The sequence below is a fragment of the Microbacterium keratanolyticum genome (genome assembly GCF_016907255.1).
Lineage (GTDB): Bacteria > Actinomycetota > Actinomycetes > Actinomycetales > Microbacteriaceae > Microbacterium > Microbacterium keratanolyticum.
In genome coordinates this window covers 903,552-923,628 of record NZ_JAFBBQ010000001.1, presented here as the reverse complement: position 1 = coordinate 923,628, position 20,077 = coordinate 903,552, and the positions used below count along the sequence as shown (strand labels likewise).

Genomic DNA, 20,077 nt, shown 5'->3' with positions numbered 1-20,077 from the left:
TTCCGACCGAGGCGCCCACGGCGTGGACGCCCCGGCCGGGGCTGTGATGACGAGCGTCAGGCGAACGACGGGTTGACGGCGACCATCCACGTGATGCCGAAACGGTCGACCATCATGCCGAACAGTCCGCCCCAGGGGGCGGGGTCGAGCGGCATCAGAACGGTGCCGCCTTCGCTGAGGCCGTTCCATGCCGCCCGCAGACGATCGGTCTCGGGATCATCGCCGCTGAGCGAGACCGACATGCCCTGCGGCGTCGCGTAGTTCATGCCCGTCGGAGTGTCGGATGCCATGAGGACGAGCCCGCCCTCGGCGTTGATCTGCGCATGCATCACGAGGTCTTCCTCGCCCGGTGCGACACCGGACTCCGGCATGTCGCCGAACCTGCTGACGGTCAGCTCGCCGCCCAGCACGGAATGGTAGAACTCCATCGCTTCACGTGCGTTGTCTTTGAAGGACAGGTACGGATTGAGGTGCGCCATCGCTGCTCCTTTTGCGTGGGAAACGGGCCGTCCGTCCGCGCTGCACGCTCAGTCTGCGCCTGGCCCCCGACATCCGCAAGGCATCTTCGTGCGTCAATCGCGGTTCCGGATGCGTGTGCGTCGCCGGCCCTCGATAGCATGGCGCCATGACCACCCCGACCGTGCGCCCCGGCATCGCCGAGCGGCTCTCGCGCATGATTCAGCTGCCCACGGTCTCCGCCGAGATCGAGGAGCGAGGGCAGGAGCCTTTCGATGGTTTCGTCACGCTGCTGGCCGAGCTCTACCCGCGTGTGCACGACACGCTCACTCTCGAAAGGCACACGGATCTCGGGTTGCTGTACCGATGGAAGGGCGCGTCCGCCGAGCGTCCGGTCGTGCTCATGGCGCACTACGACGTCGTCCCCGTCGATGAGAGCGATGACTGGACGTATCCGCCCTTCGAGGGCAGGGTCGCGGACGGCTCCGTCTATGGGCGCGGGGCGCTCGACGACAAGGGGCCCCTGATCGTCGTGATCGAGGCCGTGGAGAACCTCCTCGCCGACGGCTACACCCCGGCGCAGGATGTCTACCTCTCGTTCGGCGGCAACGAGGAGACCTACGGCAAGGCGGCGGAGGAGATCGCGAGGGTGATGCGCGAACGCGGCATCGTGCCCTGGCTCGTGATCGACGAGGGTGGTGCGGTCGTCACGGCGCCGCTGTCGTTCGTCCCCGGTCGCGCGGCGATGATCGGCGTCGGCGAGAAGGGCGTGCTCACGCTGCGCCTGTCGGCCCGGGGCGACGGCGGACACGCCTCCGCGCCGCCATCGCTCACAGCGGTCGGTCGCGTGGCACGGGCCGTCAACCGCCTGACCCCCGCTACCTTCCCCGCCCGCACGCCGAAGGGCATCGCGCGGATGCTCACGGTCCTCGCCGCGGAGACCCCGGGGCCGGCGCGGTTCCTGCTGAAGACGCTGGGCGCCGTGCGACCCTTCACCGCGCGGGTGTTCGCGGCGATGGGCGGAGAACCCGCAGCGATGGTGCGCACCACGGTCGCGGCGACGATGCTCGCCGGAGGAACCGCCGCGAATGTGCTTCCCTCGCAGGCATCCGCGACCGTCAACCTGCGCATCGCCCTGGGTGAGACGGTCGAAGGCGTCGCAGAGCGAGTGCGCCGCCGCATCCGCGACCCCCTTGTCGTGGTCGAGATCGTCGAGGGCAGCGAGCCATCGCCGGAGTCCGCAACCGACAACGCGCAGTTCTCCCTCATCGCCGATGCGCTCGCCGTGTCACACCCCGGCGTTCCCGCTGTGCCCTACGTCATGATGGCTGCGACCGACTCGCGTCATTTCCACCGCTATGCGCCGGCGGTGTACCGTTTCGCGCCGCTGGAGATGTCGAACGCGCAGCGCGCGTCGATCCACGGTGTCGACGAGAGCGTCGAGATCGCGGCGCTCGAGAGCGGCGAGCGTTTTCACCGCGCACTCCTGCAGCGGATACAGTGATCGCACCCGTACCCGACGGGCATCCCTCCACCTCACCGAACGAGGAGGCGCAATGACGCGCACCGCAGCACTGGGCACTCTTGCCGCCGTCGTCGGCTTCCTGGCCTTCGTGGAGTTCACCAGCGGCGTGCTGCAGGGCTACTACACGCCCATGCTCACCGACATCGCACGGCACCTGGGCATCCATGATGCGGACGTGAACTGGCTCGAAGGCGCGCAGCTCATGCTCTCGGCGCTCGTCGTTCCCGCATTCGCGAAGCTCGGCGACATGATCGGCCACAAGCGGATGCTGCTGATCTCCACCGCGCTCACGGCGGCGGCGGCTCTCGTGCTGCCGTTCACCGACTCCTTCGTGGTGTTTCTCGTGGCGTGGGCGCTCATGGGCTTCTACGTCGTGTGGCTGCCTCTGGAGATCGCGCTGATCTGGTCGCGCTCACGACGCATGGAGGGCCGTTCGCTCATCACCGCACGTGCTGCGGGTCTGCTCGTCGCCGCACTTGAAGGCGGTGCGATCATCGGTGCGCTCGTCGGAGGCGCGTTGATCGATGTGCTGCCGCTGACGGTCGTGCTGCTCATCCCGGCCCTGCTCGTCGTCGTCTGCTTCTTCGTCATCCTGTTCGGGGTGAAGGAATCGCCCGAGCCCACGGGTGGCACCTTCGACACCGTGGGCCTCGTGCTGATCTCGCTGGCGCTCATCTGCTTCACGGGCGGCCTCGGGATGCTGCGCCTCGAAGGCGGCCTCGAGAACCCCTGGTCGTGGGGCGTCGTGGTCCTCGGCCTCGCCCTCATCGTGCCCTTCGTGCTCTGGGAGCTGCGTCACGCCGATCCGCTCATCGACGTGCGAATGTTCCGCTCCCCGGCGCTCGGCCCCGTCTTCCTCACGGCCGGCCTCTTCGGCGTCAGCGTGCTCGGCGCCCAGGCGCCGCTGTCGACCTTCGCGCGCACCGACCCGACTGTGTACGGCTACGGCCTCGGCACCACAGGCTTCGCGACGTCGCTCATCATCGGCATCTACCTGATCGCGATGATCACGGGTGCGCTGCTGTTCCCCGGGATCGCACGGCGCACGGCGCCGCGCCTGACGCTCATGGGCGCCTCGGTGCTCGTGGGCGTGGGCTTCCTGCTGTTCCTGCCGTTCCACGACACGTATCTGCAGCTCGTGACCAACATGGTCATCGTCGGCCTCGGATCCGGTGCGCTCGTCGCGGCGCTTCCTGCGGCTGCCGCATCCGCTGCCCCGGCCACGCAGACCGGGGTCGCGACGGGGCTCACGAACTCCGTGAAGACGGTCGGCGGTGCGATCGCCTCGTGCATCTTCGGCATCGCCCTCCTGCAGGGCGTGGGCGGCGCTGTCGCGGAGGGCACCGCAGGGTCGCTCTCGGGCTACTTCACGGTGTGGATCGTCTGCGGCGTGACGGCGCTCGCCGCGGCCGCGCTGCTCGTCTTCGTGCCGAAGCAGGCGTTCACGGACCGGGCCGCGGCGTCCGAGGACGAGGTCGTCGCGACTCCCTGATCCTCAGGCCTCGTCCCGCACACCCATGAGAGTGCGCAGGCGCGGGATGGCGTCCTCATCGAGGCCGTGCGCACGCAGATAGGCGCTGCTTCCTCCCCATTCGCCGTCGATGCGCGCGAAGGCGCCTTCCAGAAGCTCCGGAGGCGAGGCCGTCGCCCGATGCGCGGCGATCCCCGGAAGCGATCTTGCATCGACATCGGCGAACAGCTCGGCCAGGTACGAGGGACCGAGGCGTTGCTGTGACTGCGCGAAGTCATCGAGCACGAGCGTTCGCTCGACGCCGAGCACGTCAAGCACCAGCGCGCTCAGCACACCCGTGCGATCTTTCCCGGCCGTGCAGTGGATGAGCACGCCGCCGGCGGCGTGCTCACTGACGGCGGCGAAGGCACGGGCGAGGGCCGCGCCGCTCTCGTCGATCATCACGGCGTAGAGCTCCGAGAGGTCGGCGAAACGGATCTCATGCAGTCGATCCTCGAAGACCGGCATGGGGCGGGCCTGGAGCACGGGATGCTGCCATGCTCCCGGAGTGGAGGCGCGTTCGCGGGCGTCGCGCAGGTCGACGACGGCGCGAACGCCCAGCGCGACCACCGCCTCGCTGGCGGGGGTGCGGCGCGAGAGTGGGGCCGCCGAACGCCAGATGAGATCGTCGCGCACGACGTCTCCCGTCCTGGTCGGCAGACCGCCCACCGGGCGGAGGTTGTGCAGGGGGGCGGCAGTGATCAGTCGGTCAGGCGCCATGGTGTGCTCCTCGATCGTTCGGGGCTCGCGGCGGCAGCATCGGCACGCTCGCAATCAGTTCGCGGGTGTAGGGATGGCGGGGGTGCTCGAGCACGTCGATGACGGGTCCCTGCTCGACGATGCGCCCCTGGGTCATGACGATCGCGTCCGCACACAGCCCATCGATGATGCCGAGGTCATGGGAGACGACGACGATCGTGAGGTCTTCGTGTGCCGCCAGTCGGCGCAGGAGGCGCAGAACATGTGCGCGCACCGACACATCGAGCGCGCTGACGGGCTCATCGGCGATCACGACCTCAGGACGCACCGCGAGAGCGCGTGCGATCGCGACGCGCTGCCGCTGTCCGCCGGAGAGCTCGCGAGGAAGGCGGTCGGCGACATTCGCCGGCAGCTCGACCGCGGCGATCATCTCCGTGGCACGGTCGTGCGCGTCCCACTCCGGACGGAGCGCGCGGACCGGCTCGGCGATGATCCGTCCGATCGGCATGCGCGGGTTCAGCGATGCGAAGGGATCCTGCAGCACGACCTGCACCCGCCGGCGGAAGTCGCGGGCCGCCCGACCGCGCCCTGCGGGTACGGGCGCTCCGCGGTACATCACGGTGCCGGTGGTGGGGCGCTGGAGGCCGAGCAGGATGCGAGCCAGCGTGGACTTGCCCGACCCCGATTCCCCGATGATGCCGAGGTGGCGCCCTGCGTCGATCCGAAGGTCCACGCCGTGCAGCGCCGGTCGGGCCATCCCCGGGTACGTCATGCCGATGCCCTCGGCACGGAACAGCTCGACCGTCACGCCGGCACCGCCTCGAGGAGGCGACTCGGCTGCCAGCTGGTGGCATAAGCGGCGTCGATCAGTTCGGCGGTGTAGCTCGTGCGGGGTGCGCGGATGAGCTCGTCGGGGGTGCCCTCCTCGATGATCCGCCCGGCCTGCATGACCACGATCCGATCGCATTGCGACGCGGCGACGGCCATGTCGTGCGTCACGAGCAGGCTGCCTGCGCCGCTGCTCTCGACAAGATGCGACATCAGGCGCAGCACGCGCGCCTGCACGGTCACATCGAGCGCCGTCGTGGGCTCGTCGGCGAGCAGCAGCCGCGGCGATGTCGACATCGCCATGGCGATCATGACGCGCTGCCGCTGTCCACCGGAGAGCTCGTGCGGGTATCGACGCACGAGCTGGGCGGCATCGGGCAGGCCGACGCTCTCCGCGAGGCGGATGGCTGTCTCGCGGCCCGTCCCCCGGCGGAGCATCCCGTGTGCGCGCAACGGGGCGACGAGGTGCCGGTGGATCGGCAGAAGCGGGTCGAGCGCGCTCTGCGGCTCCTGGAAGATGCAGCCGACCGTCCGGCCACGCAGCCCGCGGATCGTCGCGGCATCCGCACCGACGGTTTCGGTGCCATCGACCCGCACGCTGCCGAGGATCTCACCGCGCGGCGGGCACAGTCCGAGGATCGCCATGCTCGTGAGGGACTTTCCCGAGCCGGACTCGCCGATGAGGCCCACGCGTTCCCCGGAGGCGACCGTGAGCGAGACATCGTCGACGACGGTGCGTCCGTCGATGCGGATCGTGAGGTTGCGGATGTCGAGCAGTGTCATGCGGGCACCTTCTCTGTTGACGCGGAAATGGCGGAAACGGGCTGTGAGCGGGAAGGGCGCCGTGCCTGGTCGGGTTCGAGCGCGTCGCGGAGTGCGTCGCCGAGGAGCGCGAATCCGATCACGAGCGTCGTGATGGCAAGGCTCGGAGCGATCAGCACCTCCGGGCGCACGAGCACCTGAGACTGGAGGTCGGCCAGCGTGCGTCCCCAGGACGGGGTGGGTGGCGGAGTGCCGAAACCGAGGTAGGAGAGGCCGGCCTCGGCAAGGGCGGCGACGGAGAGCAGCTGCGTCGCCCGGATGAACAGCGTGGGCGCCGCGTTCGGGAGCACGTGCCGCCACAGGATGCCGATGACCCCGACACCACCCGCTGTGGCGAGCGTGACGTAGGGGCTCGCCATCGCCCCGCGCAGTTCGGGCAGCATCGTGCGAGCGATCACCACCGCGCCGCCGAGGCCGATCGCGAGCGACGACACCCACAGGCTCGCGCCGTAGGAGGTCACCAGGATGATCGCGAGCACGAGGGTCGGGAAGGCGATCGCGATGTCGATGCCGCGCTCCAGCAGGAGTCCGAGTCGGCGGGAGGCGAGTGCCGCGGCCATCGCAAGGGGGAGTCCGATGACGACGGCGATGAGGGTCGCGATGAGCGTCGCGAGCATCGTGGACTGCGCGCCGACGAGGAGGACGCTGAACAGGTCTCGCCCGCCGGCGTCTGTGCCGAGGAGGTGTGCCGGTGAGGGGGCGAGCCAGCGGTCGGCCGGCGCGAAGGCGGTCGGATCGTACGGCGTCCAGACGAGGGAGACGAGAGCTGCCAGCAGCGGGATGCCGACGAGCACGAGCCCGGCGACTCCGAGGGGGTGTCGGAGGAAGCGAGCGATCATGAAATCCTCCGGATGCGGGGATCGAGCACGCGCGAGAGCGCGGTGAGCGTGACGGTCGAGATCATGACCAGTGCGGTGAGCACGAACAGTGTGCTCTGGATCGACACGATGTCGCGGTTGCCGACATCGGCCAGGATCATCCCGCCGACTCCGGGGAGCGCGAACAGCTGCTCGACGATCACGGATCCCATCAGGATCCCGGCGATCTCCAGCCCCAGAACACCGAGGAGAGGAAGGGCGGCATTGCGCAGGCCCTGGCGCAGCAGCACATCGCGCAGTGGCCATCCCTGGGCGAGTCCGGTGCGCACCCACTCCTTCATCAGCACGTCGATCGTGGCGCTGCGTACGAAGCGCACGAGCACCGCGGCCTGGCCGATCGCGATCGCGGTCGCCGGCAGGATGAGCGCGCGCATCGCCTCGCCGGGATCAGCCCAGCGGTCGGCAGGGAAGCCCTGCACCGGAAAGAGGCGCGTGGGAAGCGCGACGAGCACGACGAGAAGCAGGCCCAGCACGAAGGTCGGCACGGCGGCGGAGAGCTGACTGAGCGCGGCGACGGATCGGCCGAATGCCGACTCGCGGTACACGGCGGCGATCACGCCGAGGGGAACGGCGATCACAACGCTCAGCAGCAACGCGAGGAGACCGAGGGGAATGGTGACCTGGAGCTTCTCGCCGAGTTCGGCGGCGACGGGGCGCCCATCGAGCGCCGAGGTGCCGAGATCGCCGCTGAGGACCCCGCCGATCCAGTCGAGGTAGCGCAGCCAGAGCGGGCGGTCGAGGCCGAGTTGCGTCCGCAGCGCCTCGAGCTGTTCGGGTGTGGCATCCATCCCGCCCATCACGGCGGCCTGGTCGCCGGGGAGAACGGCCAGAAGGGCGAAGATCACGATGCTTGCGGCGAGCAGGGAGGCGAGGAGGACGACGGCTTCGTTCAGGAGTTCGGCGGCGACCCGCCGGACACGGGAGGATCCGTGTCCGGCGGGCGTCCGCACCGGCGGGGGTGCTGTCGTGGTCATGTCACTCGGCGACGGTGATGCCACTCACCCGGAAGTTGTTCGAGATGCGGTCGACCGGGAATCCGGTGAGATCCTTGCCTGCGACCACGACGGTCTGCGGCGAGTAGAGCCAGTCGCTCGCGGCATCCTTCGCGACCAGTTCCGCGACCGCGCGAAGCTTCTCGTCGCGCACCTCGGGAGTCGCCGCCTGGCGTGCGTCGGTGACGAGCGCCTGCGCCTCGGCGTTGTCGTAGCTCCAGTAGTAGCCGGGGTTGCCGTAGTAGGTGATCGTCGCAGGATCGACGTGGAGCACCATCGTCAGTTCGAAGTCCTTGTTGGTGTAGACGTCTTCGAGCCAGGTGGCGAACTCGACGGTGTCGATCGTGACGGTCACACCGACCTCGGCGAGTTCAGCGGCGATGAACTCGGTGATGATCGTGTCGTAGGTGTTCGAGACCGTGAGCGTCAGGTTCAGGTTCTCCTGCCCCGCCTCGGCGAGGAGTTTCCGCGCGGCGGCCGGGTCGTAGGGTGCGGAGTCCGTGGCGTCGACGTGCCAGGCGTCGGTGGGGACGGTGATCGTGCCGACCTCGAGTGCCTGGCCCCCGATGACCTCGATGAGCTCCTCCTTGTCGATGGCCTGGCGCAGCGCCTGACGGACGCGCTGGTCGGCGAGGGGCGCGAAGCTGTGGTTGAACCCGAGGGTCATCCAGCTCGTGGAGTCGCCCTCGATCACCTGGAACTCGTCGGCGCCGCGCAGCAGCTCGGCGGTCTCCGCGGTGACACCGGCGAGGATGTCGACCTCGCCGCTCTGCAGGGCGGTGGCGGCGGTGGTCTCGTCGGCGATGTAGTGGAAGACGACGCCGTCGTTGAGGGGAGCGTCGCCCCAGTAGCCGTCGAACGGCTCGAGCGCGAGAGTGGAGCCGCGGTTCCACCGGTCGAGGGTGTACGGGCCCGTGCCGTTGGTGGCGGATGCCAGGTCGACCGACGACGCAGCGGGCACGACATAGCCGGCAGAGGTTGTCAAGGACTCGAGGAAGTTGATGTCGCGCTGCGAGAGGGTGATGACGAGCGTGGTCTCGTCGGTGGCCTCGATCGAGGCGACCGAGCCCATGCGCTTGGCATCCGGGTTCATGGAGCCCTCAGCGCTGGATGCCGTCAGCGACGCCACGACGTCATCGATCGTCATCGGTGTGCCGTCGTGGAACGTCACACCCTCGCGCACCGTGAAGGTGTACGTCAGACCGTCCTCCGAGACCTTCCAGTCGGAGGCGAGCGCGGGGAGGATCTCGAGGTCCTCGCTGAGTCCCACGAGTCCCTCGTAGACATTGCCGCGCATGACCTGCACGAGTCCCGCTCCTGACGTGGTCGTCACGTCGAGGCTCGTCGGCTCCAGTCCCACACGAATGTCGATGATCTGCGGAGTCGCGGATTCGGGGGTGCCGGTGCCGGGCGCCGTGGCGCAGCCGGCGAGCAGAAGTCCGCCGAGGATGAGGGCTGTGGACGCAATCGTTCTGCGCATGGCATACCTTTCTGTTGCGGGGATCTTGTGAGATTCGCCGCGGCTGTGATCGAGACGTCTATATGTCTACGGATCGACAGTGTCGAAATGAGGAGTGTCAGGTGAACGATCGGCGAAGTGCGCATGTCCGTACGGGCGCGGGTGTGCCCGCGTATCGGCGCATTGCGACCGCACTGTGGGAGCAGATCCAGTCCGGCGAGCTCGCGCCGGGGGCGCGGCTGCCCAATGAGGCAGAACTCGCCGCGCGCTTCGGTGTGACACGGCTGACACTGCGTCAGGCGGTCATCGAACTGCAGCGCCTCGGCGCCGTGGAGATCCGTCGCGGAGTCGGCACCTTCGTGATGTCGCCGCCTGATCTCGTCGAGATCGTCGCGAGCGTTCCATCGCTGCGTCAGGAATCGGATGCGACGGCGGATGCCTTCGACGAGCAGGCCCTGCATCGCTCCGCGCGGCCCGTACGCACAGTCGACGAACTCATCCTGGGATCCGGAGCGGCGACGGGCCCGCTTGCCGACGAGGCATCCGCGCATCTCGGCGTGCCTGCTGAGCGCCTGCACCGCCTCGATACCGTCATGGTGCGCGACGGGAGGCGTTGGATCGCCAACAGCTACTGGTTCGATGAGCGCTGGGCGGCCGTGGACGGGCTGGTCGCCGAGCATGCTCTCGTGGTGCGGGCATTCGCCGACGGGCTCGGGCTGCAGCTCGGCTATCTGTGGCGGGCGTTCAGCGCGATCGGGGCCGATTTCGACGACGCGGAGACCCTCGGTGTGCCGACCGGGACCGCGCTGCTCGTGCGCGACGGAGTGTCCGCCGACGACACCGGGCGGCCCGTGTTCTACGTGCGTCGCCGCCTCCGCGGGGATGAGGCGAAGTTCGTCCTGCGCTACGACACCGAGCCGATGCGCGTCGAGGGCTGACCTGCCGCATCGATGATCCGGGCGACGATCTCGGCCGGAAAACGGAACACCTCGTCATCATCGCTCATCCGCTCGAGGAACGGGGCGACGCGCACGCGCTCACCGCGGATGTCGATGACCGCGCCGCCGTATCCGTCGATCGCCGACTCCTCGCGTGGATCGTCGAAGGAGCGGGCGATGTTGGCCACGCCGGGGGCGACGACGACAGGGATTCCCGCAACCGTCTCGACCAACGGGAGGTGATAGTGCCCACTGAGAATCACGCGGACGTCGGACCCACGCAGGTCCTCGATGAGAGCGAGACCATCGGCCTCATCGAGCGCGAGCGCCTGCAGCAGCTCGGTCTGCGCGTCGATCGGAGGGTGATGGATCACGAGCACCGTGCCCTGCGGGGCGGGCGTCGCCAGGTGTGCGCGCAGGAACTCGCGCTGCTCGGGCTCGATCGATCCGTAGCCGCGCATCGGGATCGAGCTGTCGAGCACGATCGTCCGCCAGCCGTCGACGGTCGCCGCGGAGGCGACGGGGCGCTGTGGGTCGGTTCCGGCGAGCACTGCCTCGTCGACGTCAGGCTGGCCGCCGCCGAGCACCTCGCGGAAGGCCTCGCGACGGTCGTGGTTGCCCATCGCATAGACGGTGCGCGCTCCGCGCTCGCGCGCCCACGGCTCAAGCGTCTCGCGCAGCCAGCGGTAGGAGGCGGTGGTGCCGTCCTCGCTCACATCCCCGGAGCACACCACGAGGTCGAAACGCAGATGGGCGACATGCGCGAGAGCCCGGATGAGGTGCGAGCGCGTGTCGACCACGTCATAGTGGCGGCGGGTGTCGCCATACAGATGAGTGTCGGTGAGGTGCAGGATGCGCAGACGGGTCATGTCAGCAGGAGTATCACTCCGAGGTGAACGGCGGGAGATCGTCCCGCAATCGCAGAACGCGGAGGAGCTCCGGCCACGCCCGCTGCCCGAGCTCGGCATCCGCGTCCGCCCGTCCGCCGCGGGCCATGCGGATGCCACCCTCGGCGGGCTCCTCGCCGGGAAGCAGCAGCCGGTGACCGGCATGCGGGTGCGTGATCACCGTGGTGCGGCGCCCGGCGGTGATGCGAGCCTGCTCGATCTCCGCCGCGAATCGCTCGCTGGGCCAGACCTGATCGTCGCCACCGGCGACGAGGAGGACCTCTCCGGTGATCTCCTCTGCGCGGATCCGTGCCGCAGCGGTCATGGAGGGTGCGAGGCGCAGGCTCTGCTCGTAGAGCCCTCGGTAGGAGGGCGGGTCGGTGCTCGGAGACCAGGACGGATCGAAGGACACCCACGGAAGCGGGGCGCCATGGAAGGTCCAATGCGAGGACCACTCCTCATCGCGCAGGCCGCCCCAGACGACGCTGCTCGGCGCGATCGCGACGACGGCGTCGACTGCTGTCAGCGTCGCGGTGACGAGAGCGGCCTCCGCGCCGAAGGAGGTGCCGACGATGGCCACATGATCCGCGTCCGCGCGCAGTCCGTCGAGCTCAGCGATGAAGAGCTCGATCGGCACCTCATGCGGGGTCGGGCGTCGTCCGTCTCCGCCGAACCAGCGGATCGCGGCGACGCGGGCGCCCCGATCCGCCAGCATCTCGGCGCGCTCGCGCTCGACGCGTCCGCTCGAACCCGCCAGAAGCAGCACGGCTGTTCCGGTGGCCTGCGCGGGGATCGCATCGTGCCGATCCGCATCCGAGAGGGGTCGCATCGATCAGTGCGGTGCGTGGTACTCGGCTTCGTCGCGCTTCCAGTAGCCCTTGACGACAGCCTTGCTGATGTCGACGCCCCAGCGCTCCAGCAGTGCGCGCCCCGGCTTCACGATCGCCTGCTCGGCGGCGATGAAGCAGAAGGGATCTTCTCCGACGCGCTCGTCGGCGCCCAGCCCATCGAGGAAGGCGATCAGGGCCGAACCCTCCAGGGCGTCGCCGCGATGAAGCCATTCGACGTCGACCGGCGCATCGATGGCGACCTCGTCGGCATCGGTGCGGGTCTCGATCACGATGCGTGCCGGGGTGCCGGCGGGGATCTGTGTGGCGAAGCGGCGGATCGCCGGGATCGCGGTCTCGTCACCGACCAAGAGCCAGGATCCGGGCTGGCCGGTGATCACGGCGGAACCGCGCGGACCCCCGACGCCCACGATCGAGCCGAGGGGAGCGGATGCGGCCCAGGGGCCTGCCACGCCGAGGTCGCCATGCACCACGAACTCGACGTCGAGCCAGTTCTCGCCCCAGGCGAGGGGGGTGTACTCGCGGCTCGGGAACGCGCGCATCTCTTCGACGGTCTCGACCTCGTGTTCGGCGAAGAACAGACGCATGTGGTCGTCGGCGCCGAGGGAGGTGAAGCCTTCGAGCTCATCGCCCGACAGGCGCACGCGGACGAAGTTCGGGGCGAGCAGCTCGCGCGACGTCAGCGTCGTGCGGCGGAAGCGGAGGTCGAGCCCGTGGCGTTCGATTGTGAAGCTCGATTTCGTTTCAGTCATGAAGTAAGGCTAACCTACATGCAGGTCGAGGAAGGGTTGCCTAACCTCAGCCTTCGATGCTCTCGCATCACCCCCATCCACAGAACAGGAGTCCCTCCATGTCCGTGCCCCGCGCGCTTGCGGCCACCAGCCTCGGTCTTGCCTCTGTCCTCGCTCTCGCCGGCTGTGCCACGACGGCCGCCGCAGAGAAGCCCGAAGCCATCGAGACGCCCAAAGCCACGTCGGTCACGGTGGAGGACAACAACGGCAAGCACACGATCGACCTGCCGCTGACGTCGGTCGTCGCGACCGACAACCGTACGTTCCAGACGCTGTCCGACTGGGGCATCGAGCTGACCGCGGGCGCGGTCGCACTCATGGGCGACGATGTCTCCTACAAGACCGACTCCTCGATCATCGATCTCGGCAACCACCGCGAGCCGAACCTTGAGGCTGTTGTCGCCGCTGCGCCGCAGCTGATCATCAACGGTCAGCGCTTCGCGGACTACCAGGACGACTTCGAAACCCTCGCACCCGAGGCCGTCGTCCTCAACCTCGACCCTCGCGAGGGGAAGCCGTTCGATGAGGAGCTCAAGCGCCAGGTGACGGTTCTGGGTGAGGTCTTCGGCAAGCAGAAGGAAGCTGCAGCCCTCGTCGCCGACTTCGAAGAGGCGATCGACCGGGCGAAAAAGGCCTACAACTCGGACGAGACCGTGATGGCGCTCATCACCTCCGCGGGTGAGGTGGGTTACGTCGCGCCGAGCGCCGGTCGCACCCTCGGGCCGATCTTCGACATCCTCGGACTGACCCCCGCGCTCGAGATCCCCGAGGGCTCGGAGGATCACCAGGGTGACGACATCTCGGTCGAGGCGATCGCCACCGCGAACCCGTCGTGGATCCTCGTGATGGACCGCGACGCCGTGTTCGCCGCAGATGAGCCGAACTACGTCCAGGCATCCGAGATCCTCGAGAAGTCCGAGGCGCTCGCCGGTGTCGACGCCGTCAAGGGTGGCAACATCGTCTACATGCCGACCGGGACCTACCTCAACGAGGGCATCCAGACGTACACGACGTTCCTCAACGACTTCGCTGACGCCCTCGAGAAGGCGGCGAAGAAGAAGTAATCGCTCGCTGCGCGGGAGACAATAGAGATGTCTCCCGCGCAGCATCCGCGTGTCGACATCCACTCGCCATGACAGCCCGCACTGAATCCGTCCGCCCTGACGCGCGCCCGCGCTTCGCAGGGCGGCTGTTCGACCCCGCCCTGCTGATCGGCATCCTCGTCGTGGCGGGGCTGCTCGTGCTCTCGCTGTTCACGGGCGTCTACGATCTCTCCGCCGAAGGCGGCTCCGAGATGTTCGCGATCACCCGCGTGCCTCGCACGATCGCTCTCGTCCTCGCGGGCGCGGCGATGGCGATGGCAGGCCTCGTCATGCAGCTGCTCACGCAGAACCGCTTCGTCGAGCCCACCACGACAGGCACGACCGAATGGGCGGGTCTCGGACTCCTCACCGTCATGGTGCTCATGCCGCAGGCCCCCATCGTGGTGCGCATGATCGGCGCGATCATCGCCGCGTTCATCGGCACGATGGTCTTCTTCCTCTTCCTGCGCCGCGTCTCGTTGCGCTCTTCTCTGATCGTCCCGATCGTCGGCATCATGCTCGGGGCCGTCGTCGGCTCGGTCTCGACGTTCTTCGCGCTGCAGGCCAACGCACTGCAGAACCTCGGCGTCTGGTTCGCGGGAAGCTTCACGTCGGTCCTGCGCGGACAGTACGAGATGCTGTGGATCGTCGCGATCGTCGCCGTGATCGTGTTTATCGTCGCCGACCGCTTCACCGTGGCAGGCCTCGGCGAGGAGATCGCGACGAACGTCGGGCTCGACTACAACAAGGTCATCCTGCTCGGAACCGCTCTCATCGCGATCGTGACCGGCGTCGTGACCGTGGTCGTCGGCGCTCTGCCCTTCCTCGGCCTCATCGTGCCGAATATCGTCTCCCTGATCCGCGGCGACGATCTGCGCAGCAACCTGCCCTGGGTCTGTCTCGCGGGCATCGCGATCGTCACCGTGTGCGATCTCATCGGTCGCACGATCATCGCCCCGTTCGAGGTTCCGGTGTCTCTCATCCTGGGCGTCGTCGGCGCCGTCGTCTTCGTCGGCCTCCTCCTTCGGCAGCGTGCGCGTGGCTGACATCCTGATCCCCGCAGCGACGACGGGACGCACAGCATCCACGGGCGAGCGCTCGTCGGCGGCTCTTCCGACCTCACGTGCGCGCCTGCGCTACACGATCGTCGTCAGCATCCTGTCCGTGCTCGCCGTCGGCTTCGCCTTCGGGCTGCTCGCATGGGACAACCCGATGCCGGTCGGCTCCGACGGCTTCTGGCTCATCGCGAAGATGCGCGCGACCAATGTCGTGGTGATGCTGATCGTTGCGTTCTGCCAGGCGATGGCGACGGTCGCTTTCCAGACGGTCACGAACAACCGCATCCTGACCCCGTCGATCATGGGCTTCGAGTCGCTCTACATCTCGGTGCAGACGACGACCATGTACCTGTTCGGCATTGCCGGGATCATCGCGATCCAGGGCATCTTCCAGTTCAGCGTGCAGATCGTCATCATGGTGGGCCTTGCGATGGCGCTCTACGGCTGGCTCCTGTCGGGACGCTTCGGCAACCTGCAGATCACTCTTCTCGTCGGCATCGTGATCGGCGGCGGACTGGGCGCGGTCTCGACTTTCATGCAGCGTCTGCTGACGCCGAGCGAGTTCGACGTCCTCACGGCGAAGCTGTTCGGCAACGTCTCCAACGCGAACCCCGACTACTTCCCGGTTGCGATCCCGCTGTGTCTGCTCGCGGGCGCGGCGCTGTGGATGCGCTCGCGGCGGTTGAACGTCATGGCATTGGGTCCGGATGCTGCGCGTTCGCTCGGCGTGGATCACCGACGCGAACTGCTCATCACCCTGTTCTTCGTCGCCGTGCTCATGGCGACGTCGACGTCGCTTGTCGGCCCGATGACGTTCCTCGGCTTCCTGGTCGCGACACTCGCGTACCAGTTCGCCGACACCCACGACCATCGCCGGGTCTTCCCCGTCGCGATCCTCACCGGGTTCGTCGTGCTGGCGGGCGCCTACTTCGTGATGAAGAACATCTTCTACGCCCAGGGCGCGGTCTCGATCATCATCGAACTCGTCGGAGGTCTCGTGTTCCTCATCGTCATCCTCAGAAAGGGGCGACTGTGATCACCCTTGCCGGAGTGCGCAAGAACTACAGCAGCGAGGTGGCGATCGGCCCCGTCGATCTCGTGATCCCCGAGAACGGGATCACCGCGCTGATCGGCCCGAACGGCGCCGGCAAGTCGACGCTGCTCACGATGATCGGCCGCCTCATGGGGCTCGACGAGGGCGCGATCGAGATCGCCGGATACGACGTCGCGACGACGTCGTCCAAGGACCTGGCGAAGATCGTCTCGATCCTGCGTCAGGAGAATCATTTCGTCACCCGGCTCACCGTGCGCCAGCTCGTGGGCTTCGGCCGCTTCCCGTACACGAAGGGGCGCATCACGCGGGCAGATGAGGAGATCATCAGTCGGGCGATTGACTTCCTCGATCTCGGCCCGCTCGAGGGCCGCTATCTCGATCAGCTCTCCGGCGGTCAGCGTCAGCGCGCGTATGTCGCGATGGTGCTCGCGCAGGACACGGAGGTCGTGCTGCTGGATGAGCCGCTCAACAACCTCGACATGAAGCACGCCGTGCAGATGATGAAGCACCTGCGCCGTGCCGCAGAAGAGCTGGGGCGCACGATCGTGATCGTGCTGCACGACATCAACTTCGCCGCACACTATGCGGATCACATCTGTGCGATGAAGGACGGTCATGTCGTCGAGTTCGGCATCGCCGAGCAGATCATGACGGATGAGGTGCTCACTCGCGTCTTCGACACAGAGGTGCGCGTGATCGAAGGGCCGCAGGGGCCGCTCGCCGTCTACTACTGAGTCGCGCTACAGCTCGATCCCGTGATCATCGTCGTTGACGCCGGCGGCGTGGTCTCGGCGTGCTTCGAACCCGAAGAACCAGCCGAGCCAGATGAGCAGGCCGAGCAGCAGACCGAGCCACACATTCTGCAGGATGAATCCCACGACGAGTGCGACGACGAGCAGTCCGGCGGTGCCGGCGACGCGGGTGCCGGTGCGTGAGCGAGGCTTCATGTCCTCAGCCTAGGTCCCACCGCCACGGGGCGCTGTGTCTCACCGCCCGCGGTGATCCTCTGGTGCCAATCTCGGTCCGCGGCGCGGTTCGCTGACTCTGCTGCGCCCGATGAGTCGGACGACGCGCTGCCGGTGTCCTGCCCAGGGGCTGAGCAGTTCGAGCATGCCCGCGTCGTCGGTGCGATGGCCCGTGAGCGCATAGCCGACCTCGTGGGCGAGGTGGTAGTCGCCGACGCTCACGGCATCGGGGTCGCCCAGTGCGCGGATGCGCGTCTCGGCGGACGTCCAGGCCCCGATGCCGGGCAGGCTGGTGAAGACACGCTCGCGCTCTTCGCCATCGGAGGCGCGGAGCGCGGCGACGGCGATGCGATCGCCACGTTCAGCGACGCGAACGATCGTGCGGGACTGCGGAGGCTCGACCCCGGCACGATGCCAGGACCAGGACGGGATCGCGTGCCAGCCGGAGGGTGCCGGGGCGGCGAACATCGGACGAGGTGCCGGTCCTGGTGCGCGGGCGCCGAACGACGACACGAGCACCCGCCATGCGCGAAAAGCCTGCAAGCCGGTGACCTTCTGTTCGAGGACCGCGCAGGCGAGGGCGTCGAACACCGCGTCTGTGCGGGTCAGGCGCAGCCCGGGATTGCGTCGGTGCGCTTCCGCGATCAGCGGATGCGACGATGCGTCGAACCCTTCGGCATCGTCATCGGCGCCGCACAGCCGTGGCACGGAGTCGAGCGCGAACTCTGCTCCGGCGCCCCACGCGCTCGCCCGGACCTCACCGCCGATCTGTCGAAGAGCGAGAGTGGCGATGCCCTGCGGAGTGCGCAGCGCGCGCCAGATCACGCCGTCGTCAATGACGGTGGTCGGGTCACCGGGGCCGCGGCGCAGCATCCCGACGGTGTGCAGCAGGTCGAGCGGATGCCGCGGCCGGTAGGTGCTCTCCCGCATCGCCCCGCGGGACGGTTCGATGGGGACGGCTGACGACATGTCGTCAGCCTACGTGCCGCATCCGACAGTGCCCTCGGCGAAGATCAGAAGCGGTCGGGCGAGGGGGTGCCGTGGCCGTAGCGGATGACGACGTCGGCGTGACGGTCGAAGCGGTACCCGACACCGCGCACGGTGCGCACGATGTCTTCGTAGCGCCCGAGCTTGGCGCGCAGACGACGCACGTGCACGTCGATCGTGCGCTCTCCGGGCGTCTCGTCGTCGGGGGCCTGCCACAGTGCGCTCACGAGTTCGGCGCGCTCGATCGTGCGACCCTCGCGCAGTACGAGGTACTGCAGCAGCTCGAACTCTTTGTAGGTGAACGATGCCGAGTCGCCATCGATGAGGACGCGCTTGCGGGAGATGTCGACGACGACGCCGCTCTCTTCCGTCTCCTCCTCTTCGGCAGTGGCCTTGGAGCGGGCGATCGCCCCCGGCTCCTGAAGGGCGAGCCGCACCACGTCGAGGTCACGGCCTCCGGCGCCGAGGGGTGCGAGAGCGACGGTGGCGTGCGTCTCGGCCTCGGGGGCGAGTTCAGCGAGCGTGCGACGCAGCGCGTCGACGAGGAGAGGAAGGCTGACGCCGGCGCCTGCGGCCTTGATCTCGTCGAGACCGACGTACAGGGCGAAGCCGCGGGGGGAGCGTGTGGCGGGAAGGTCGGCGGTGGCGACGGGGGCGCCAGCGACGCGGACGGTGGAGGGACGCTCGAGAAGTGCAGAGTTCGACATGATGATGGGTTCCTTGAAGGAGAGGAGCCGAGAAGGGCTCAGAATGCGTTGCGAAAGGACCGGCGAGCCGGGAAAGCGAGCACAAGGGTTGCGGCTCGAGGGTTCGCGTCGAAGATCACGACGGTGAGAACCAAAAGGGGTGGCTGTTCGTTCAGCTACACATTCGGCAACACATGCCAACGCTGCCGGCCATCATCATGCCGGCACTCCTGTTCGCCTCCTGGGCGGACAAAGGGCGTGCGTTGGTGGTCATGCGGCGATTATGACTGAGAATGACCTCGCGTGTCAAAATGCGCCCCTCTGCGTCAGGGTCGATTAGCGTGGTCGGATGGCTGTTGAGGACGCAGATCTCGAGTTCACCCTGACCAAGAAGGTGGATGCTTCGCGGTACGAACTGCACCACCGCGGACAGCTCGTGAGTGTTCTCGACTATCGCGATGACGGTCACACCGTCGCCCTCACCAGAGCCTTCACAATCCCGAGTTTCCGCGGCCAGGGGCATGCCGCGCGGGTTGTCGGCGGTGCCGTTGCAGACATCGCCGAATCAGGCGGACGCGTGATCGATGCGGTCTGCTGGTACGTCGCGGAGTGGTTCGCGCAGCATCCGGATCACGCGCACCTGCTGCGCCAGCGCTCGGCCTAGCGCACTTCCTCGCCCTGTGTCGTCGTGTTACGACGCGGCTCGGTTTTCCCGCACCGAGGACCAGTGATTGCTGGGCTCTGAGGAGAGCCCCAATGGTCCTAGTCAGCAAGGGTGGTCTTCCGACATACTGGGGCGGAGAGTGCAACGCGCGTTGCGCTAGATGCAACAGACTTGATTGTCCGGAGGTATAGCCATGTCGCAGAGCGTGACCCGCGCCGCGCGAATTCTCGACGTGCTCGCGGCCGACCCTCAGACCGTGCCCGAACTCGCCGTGAGCTTCGACCTGCATCGCTCGACCATGTTCCGCGAACTGCAGGCGCTGGAGCGCGTGGGGTTCGTGCGTCGTCGCAAGGACGGTCGCTACTCGCTCGGCGTGCGCCTGATCGCACTCGGTCAGACGGCGCTGAACACGCTGGATCTGCGGGAAGCGGGATCGTCGTATGTGCGCCAGCTGCACAAGTCGGTCGGCAACACCGTGCACATGGCGGCCCTCATGGATTCGACGATCGTCTACGTCGACAAGGTCGATGACGCTCAGGGCATGCGGATGTACTCGCGCGTGGGCGCGCCCGTGCGGGCATACTGCAGTGGCATCGGCAAGGTGATCCTCGCGGATCTCGATGTTCCTGAGCGCGATGCGATCCTCGCGGACACCGAGTGGGTGCGGTACACCGAATCGACCATCACGTCGCGAGAGGCGCTCGACGATGAGCTTGTGCGCGTGAGTGCGCAGGGGTGGGCGGTGGATGACGGCGAGTTCGAGGACTTCGTGAACTGCGTCGCCGTGCCGATCCGAGCCAGTGCCGGAATCGTCGGAGCGCTGTCGGTGACGGCGGTACGCATGGTGCAGAACATCGAGCAGCTGCGACGCCACATTCCACTCATGCAGCAGACGGCAGACCGTATCGGGCGGGCGCTGGGCTAGGGCTCATCGGCACGCCTTGGGCG

Annotated in this window: 22 protein-coding genes; 9 read left to right on the top strand and 13 right to left on the bottom strand. The window is 67.9% G+C overall.

All coding sequences use genetic code 11. The annotated features are described in order from the left end of the window. Positions 1-56 precede the first annotated feature (56 nt). On the bottom strand, positions 57-479 hold the full coding sequence (locus JOD62_RS04425; RefSeq protein WP_204938118.1) for a VOC family protein: 423 nt from the start codon (positions 477-479) through the stop codon (positions 57-59). Between the two features lie 146 nt (positions 480-625). Between JOD62_RS04425 and JOD62_RS04420 the strand changes: the two genes are divergently transcribed. Together JOD62_RS04420 and JOD62_RS04415 are read left to right on the top strand one after the other, a co-directional pair. Continuing rightward, on the top strand, positions 626-1,960 hold the full coding sequence (locus JOD62_RS04420) for a M20/M25/M40 family metallo-hydrolase (protein WP_204938117.1): 1,335 nt from the start codon (positions 626-628) through the stop codon (positions 1,958-1,960). Positions 1,961-2,012: 52 nt separating this feature from the next. After that, positions 2,013-3,473: an MFS transporter gene (locus JOD62_RS04415; protein WP_204938116.1), complete on the top strand. Its 1,461-nt coding sequence runs from the start codon at positions 2,013-2,015 to the stop codon at positions 3,471-3,473. Between the two features lie 3 nt (positions 3,474-3,476). Here the strand turns inward: JOD62_RS04415 and JOD62_RS04410 are convergent, their stop codons facing one another. From JOD62_RS04410 to JOD62_RS04385, 6 genes are read right to left on the bottom strand one after another with little or no spacing between them, the layout of a single operon-like run. Next, positions 3,477-4,211 carry a tyrosine-protein phosphatase gene (locus JOD62_RS04410; protein ID WP_204938115.1) on the bottom strand — a complete coding sequence of 245 codons (735 nt, stop codon included), beginning with the start codon at positions 4,209-4,211 and terminating at the stop codon, positions 3,477-3,479. Further along, a complete protein-coding gene (locus tag JOD62_RS04405) occupies positions 4,201-4,998 on the bottom strand; it encodes an ABC transporter ATP-binding protein (RefSeq protein WP_271171443.1) in 798 nt (265 codons plus the stop codon). The genes JOD62_RS04410 and JOD62_RS04405 overlap by 11 nt, the downstream gene beginning before the upstream one ends. Beyond that, on the bottom strand, positions 4,995-5,801 hold the full coding sequence (locus JOD62_RS04400; RefSeq protein ID WP_204938114.1) for an ABC transporter ATP-binding protein: 807 nt from the start codon (positions 5,799-5,801) through the stop codon (positions 4,995-4,997). The genes JOD62_RS04405 and JOD62_RS04400 overlap by 4 nt, the downstream gene beginning before the upstream one ends. Next, positions 5,798-6,679, bottom strand: a complete 882-nt coding sequence (locus JOD62_RS04395; RefSeq protein ID WP_204938113.1) for an ABC transporter permease — start codon at positions 6,677-6,679, stop codon at positions 5,798-5,800. The genes JOD62_RS04400 and JOD62_RS04395 overlap by 4 nt, the downstream gene beginning before the upstream one ends. Next, positions 6,676-7,692 (bottom strand): ABC transporter permease, encoded by a 1,017-nt coding sequence (locus tag JOD62_RS04390; RefSeq protein WP_204938112.1) that lies wholly within the window; start codon positions 7,690-7,692, stop codon positions 6,676-6,678. The genes JOD62_RS04395 and JOD62_RS04390 overlap by 4 nt, the downstream gene beginning before the upstream one ends. A gap of 1 nt (position 7,693) precedes the next feature. Beyond that, positions 7,694-9,190 (bottom strand): ABC transporter substrate-binding protein, encoded by a 1,497-nt coding sequence (locus JOD62_RS04385; RefSeq protein ID WP_204938111.1) that lies wholly within the window; start codon positions 9,188-9,190, stop codon positions 7,694-7,696. A 101-nt stretch (positions 9,191-9,291) separates the two neighbouring features. Here JOD62_RS04385 and JOD62_RS04380 point away from each other — a divergent pair, with 101 nt between their 5' ends. Continuing rightward, the gene (locus JOD62_RS04380) at positions 9,292-10,107 is read left to right on the top strand and encodes a GntR family transcriptional regulator (RefSeq protein WP_204938110.1); all 816 of its coding nucleotides are present in this window, start codon (positions 9,292-9,294) and stop codon (positions 10,105-10,107) included. On the opposite strand, the gene JOD62_RS04375 is transcribed toward JOD62_RS04380, so the two are convergent. From JOD62_RS04375 to JOD62_RS04365, 3 genes are read right to left on the bottom strand one after another with little or no spacing between them, the layout of a single operon-like run. Continuing rightward, positions 10,074-10,976: a metallophosphoesterase family protein gene (locus JOD62_RS04375; protein ID WP_204938109.1), complete on the bottom strand. Its 903-nt coding sequence runs from the start codon at positions 10,974-10,976 to the stop codon at positions 10,074-10,076. The two genes, JOD62_RS04380 and JOD62_RS04375, sit on opposite strands and share 34 nt — an antisense overlap. A gap of 13 nt (positions 10,977-10,989) precedes the next feature. Next, the gene (locus JOD62_RS04370) at positions 10,990-11,823 is read right to left on the bottom strand and encodes an alpha/beta fold hydrolase (protein ID WP_204938108.1); all 834 of its coding nucleotides are present in this window, start codon (positions 11,821-11,823) and stop codon (positions 10,990-10,992) included. A 3-nt stretch (positions 11,824-11,826) separates the two neighbouring features. Beyond that, entirely contained in the window at positions 11,827-12,594 is a 768-nt protein-coding gene (locus JOD62_RS04365; protein ID WP_204938107.1) for a siderophore-interacting protein, read from the bottom strand. 98 nt (positions 12,595-12,692) lie between these two features. On the opposite strand from JOD62_RS04365, the gene JOD62_RS04360 reads away from it, so the two are divergent. The 4 genes from JOD62_RS04360 (at position 12,693) to JOD62_RS04345 (ending at position 16,561) form a co-directional block, all read left to right on the top strand. After that, a complete protein-coding gene (locus JOD62_RS04360) occupies positions 12,693-13,697 on the top strand; it encodes a siderophore ABC transporter substrate-binding protein (protein ID WP_204938106.1) in 1,005 nt (334 codons plus the stop codon). A gap of 68 nt (positions 13,698-13,765) precedes the next feature. Next, the gene (locus JOD62_RS04355) at positions 13,766-14,761 is read left to right on the top strand and encodes an ABC transporter permease (RefSeq protein WP_204938105.1); all 996 of its coding nucleotides are present in this window, start codon (positions 13,766-13,768) and stop codon (positions 14,759-14,761) included. Position 14,762: 1 nt separating this feature from the next. Continuing rightward, the gene (locus tag JOD62_RS04350; RefSeq protein ID WP_307818833.1) at positions 14,763-15,809 is read left to right on the top strand and encodes an iron chelate uptake ABC transporter family permease subunit; all 1,047 of its coding nucleotides are present in this window, start codon (positions 14,763-14,765) and stop codon (positions 15,807-15,809) included. After that, positions 15,806-16,561, top strand: coding sequence for an iron ABC transporter ATP-binding protein (locus JOD62_RS04345; RefSeq protein WP_204938103.1), 756 nt, complete (start codon positions 15,806-15,808; stop codon positions 16,559-16,561). The genes JOD62_RS04350 and JOD62_RS04345 overlap by 4 nt, the downstream gene beginning before the upstream one ends. Positions 16,562-16,567: 6 nt before the next feature. Here JOD62_RS04345 and JOD62_RS04340 read toward each other — a convergent pair whose 3' ends face one another. Genes JOD62_RS04340 through JOD62_RS04330 form a run of 3 tightly spaced genes read right to left on the bottom strand, consistent with a single transcriptional unit; the run spans position 16,568 to position 18,486 of the window. Beyond that, the gene (locus tag JOD62_RS04340; protein ID WP_204938102.1) at positions 16,568-16,774 is read right to left on the bottom strand and encodes a hypothetical protein; all 207 of its coding nucleotides are present in this window, start codon (positions 16,772-16,774) and stop codon (positions 16,568-16,570) included. A 39-nt stretch (positions 16,775-16,813) separates the two neighbouring features. Further along, positions 16,814-17,761: a DNA-3-methyladenine glycosylase family protein gene (locus JOD62_RS04335; protein ID WP_204938101.1), complete on the bottom strand. Its 948-nt coding sequence runs from the start codon at positions 17,759-17,761 to the stop codon at positions 16,814-16,816. Positions 17,762-17,805: 44 nt separating this feature from the next. Next, complete coding sequence (locus JOD62_RS04330; protein ID WP_204938100.1) at positions 17,806-18,486, bottom strand: winged helix-turn-helix domain-containing protein; 681 nt, start codon at positions 18,484-18,486, stop codon at positions 17,806-17,808. A gap of 328 nt (positions 18,487-18,814) precedes the next feature. Between JOD62_RS04330 and JOD62_RS04325 the strand changes: the two genes are divergently transcribed. Next, entirely contained in the window at positions 18,815-19,129 is a 315-nt protein-coding gene (locus tag JOD62_RS04325) for a GNAT family N-acetyltransferase (protein ID WP_204938099.1), read from the top strand. Positions 19,130-19,322: 193 nt separating this feature from the next. Continuing rightward, entirely contained in the window at positions 19,323-20,054 is a 732-nt protein-coding gene (locus tag JOD62_RS04320) for an IclR family transcriptional regulator (RefSeq protein WP_204938098.1), read from the top strand. Positions 20,055-20,077 lie beyond the last annotated feature (23 nt).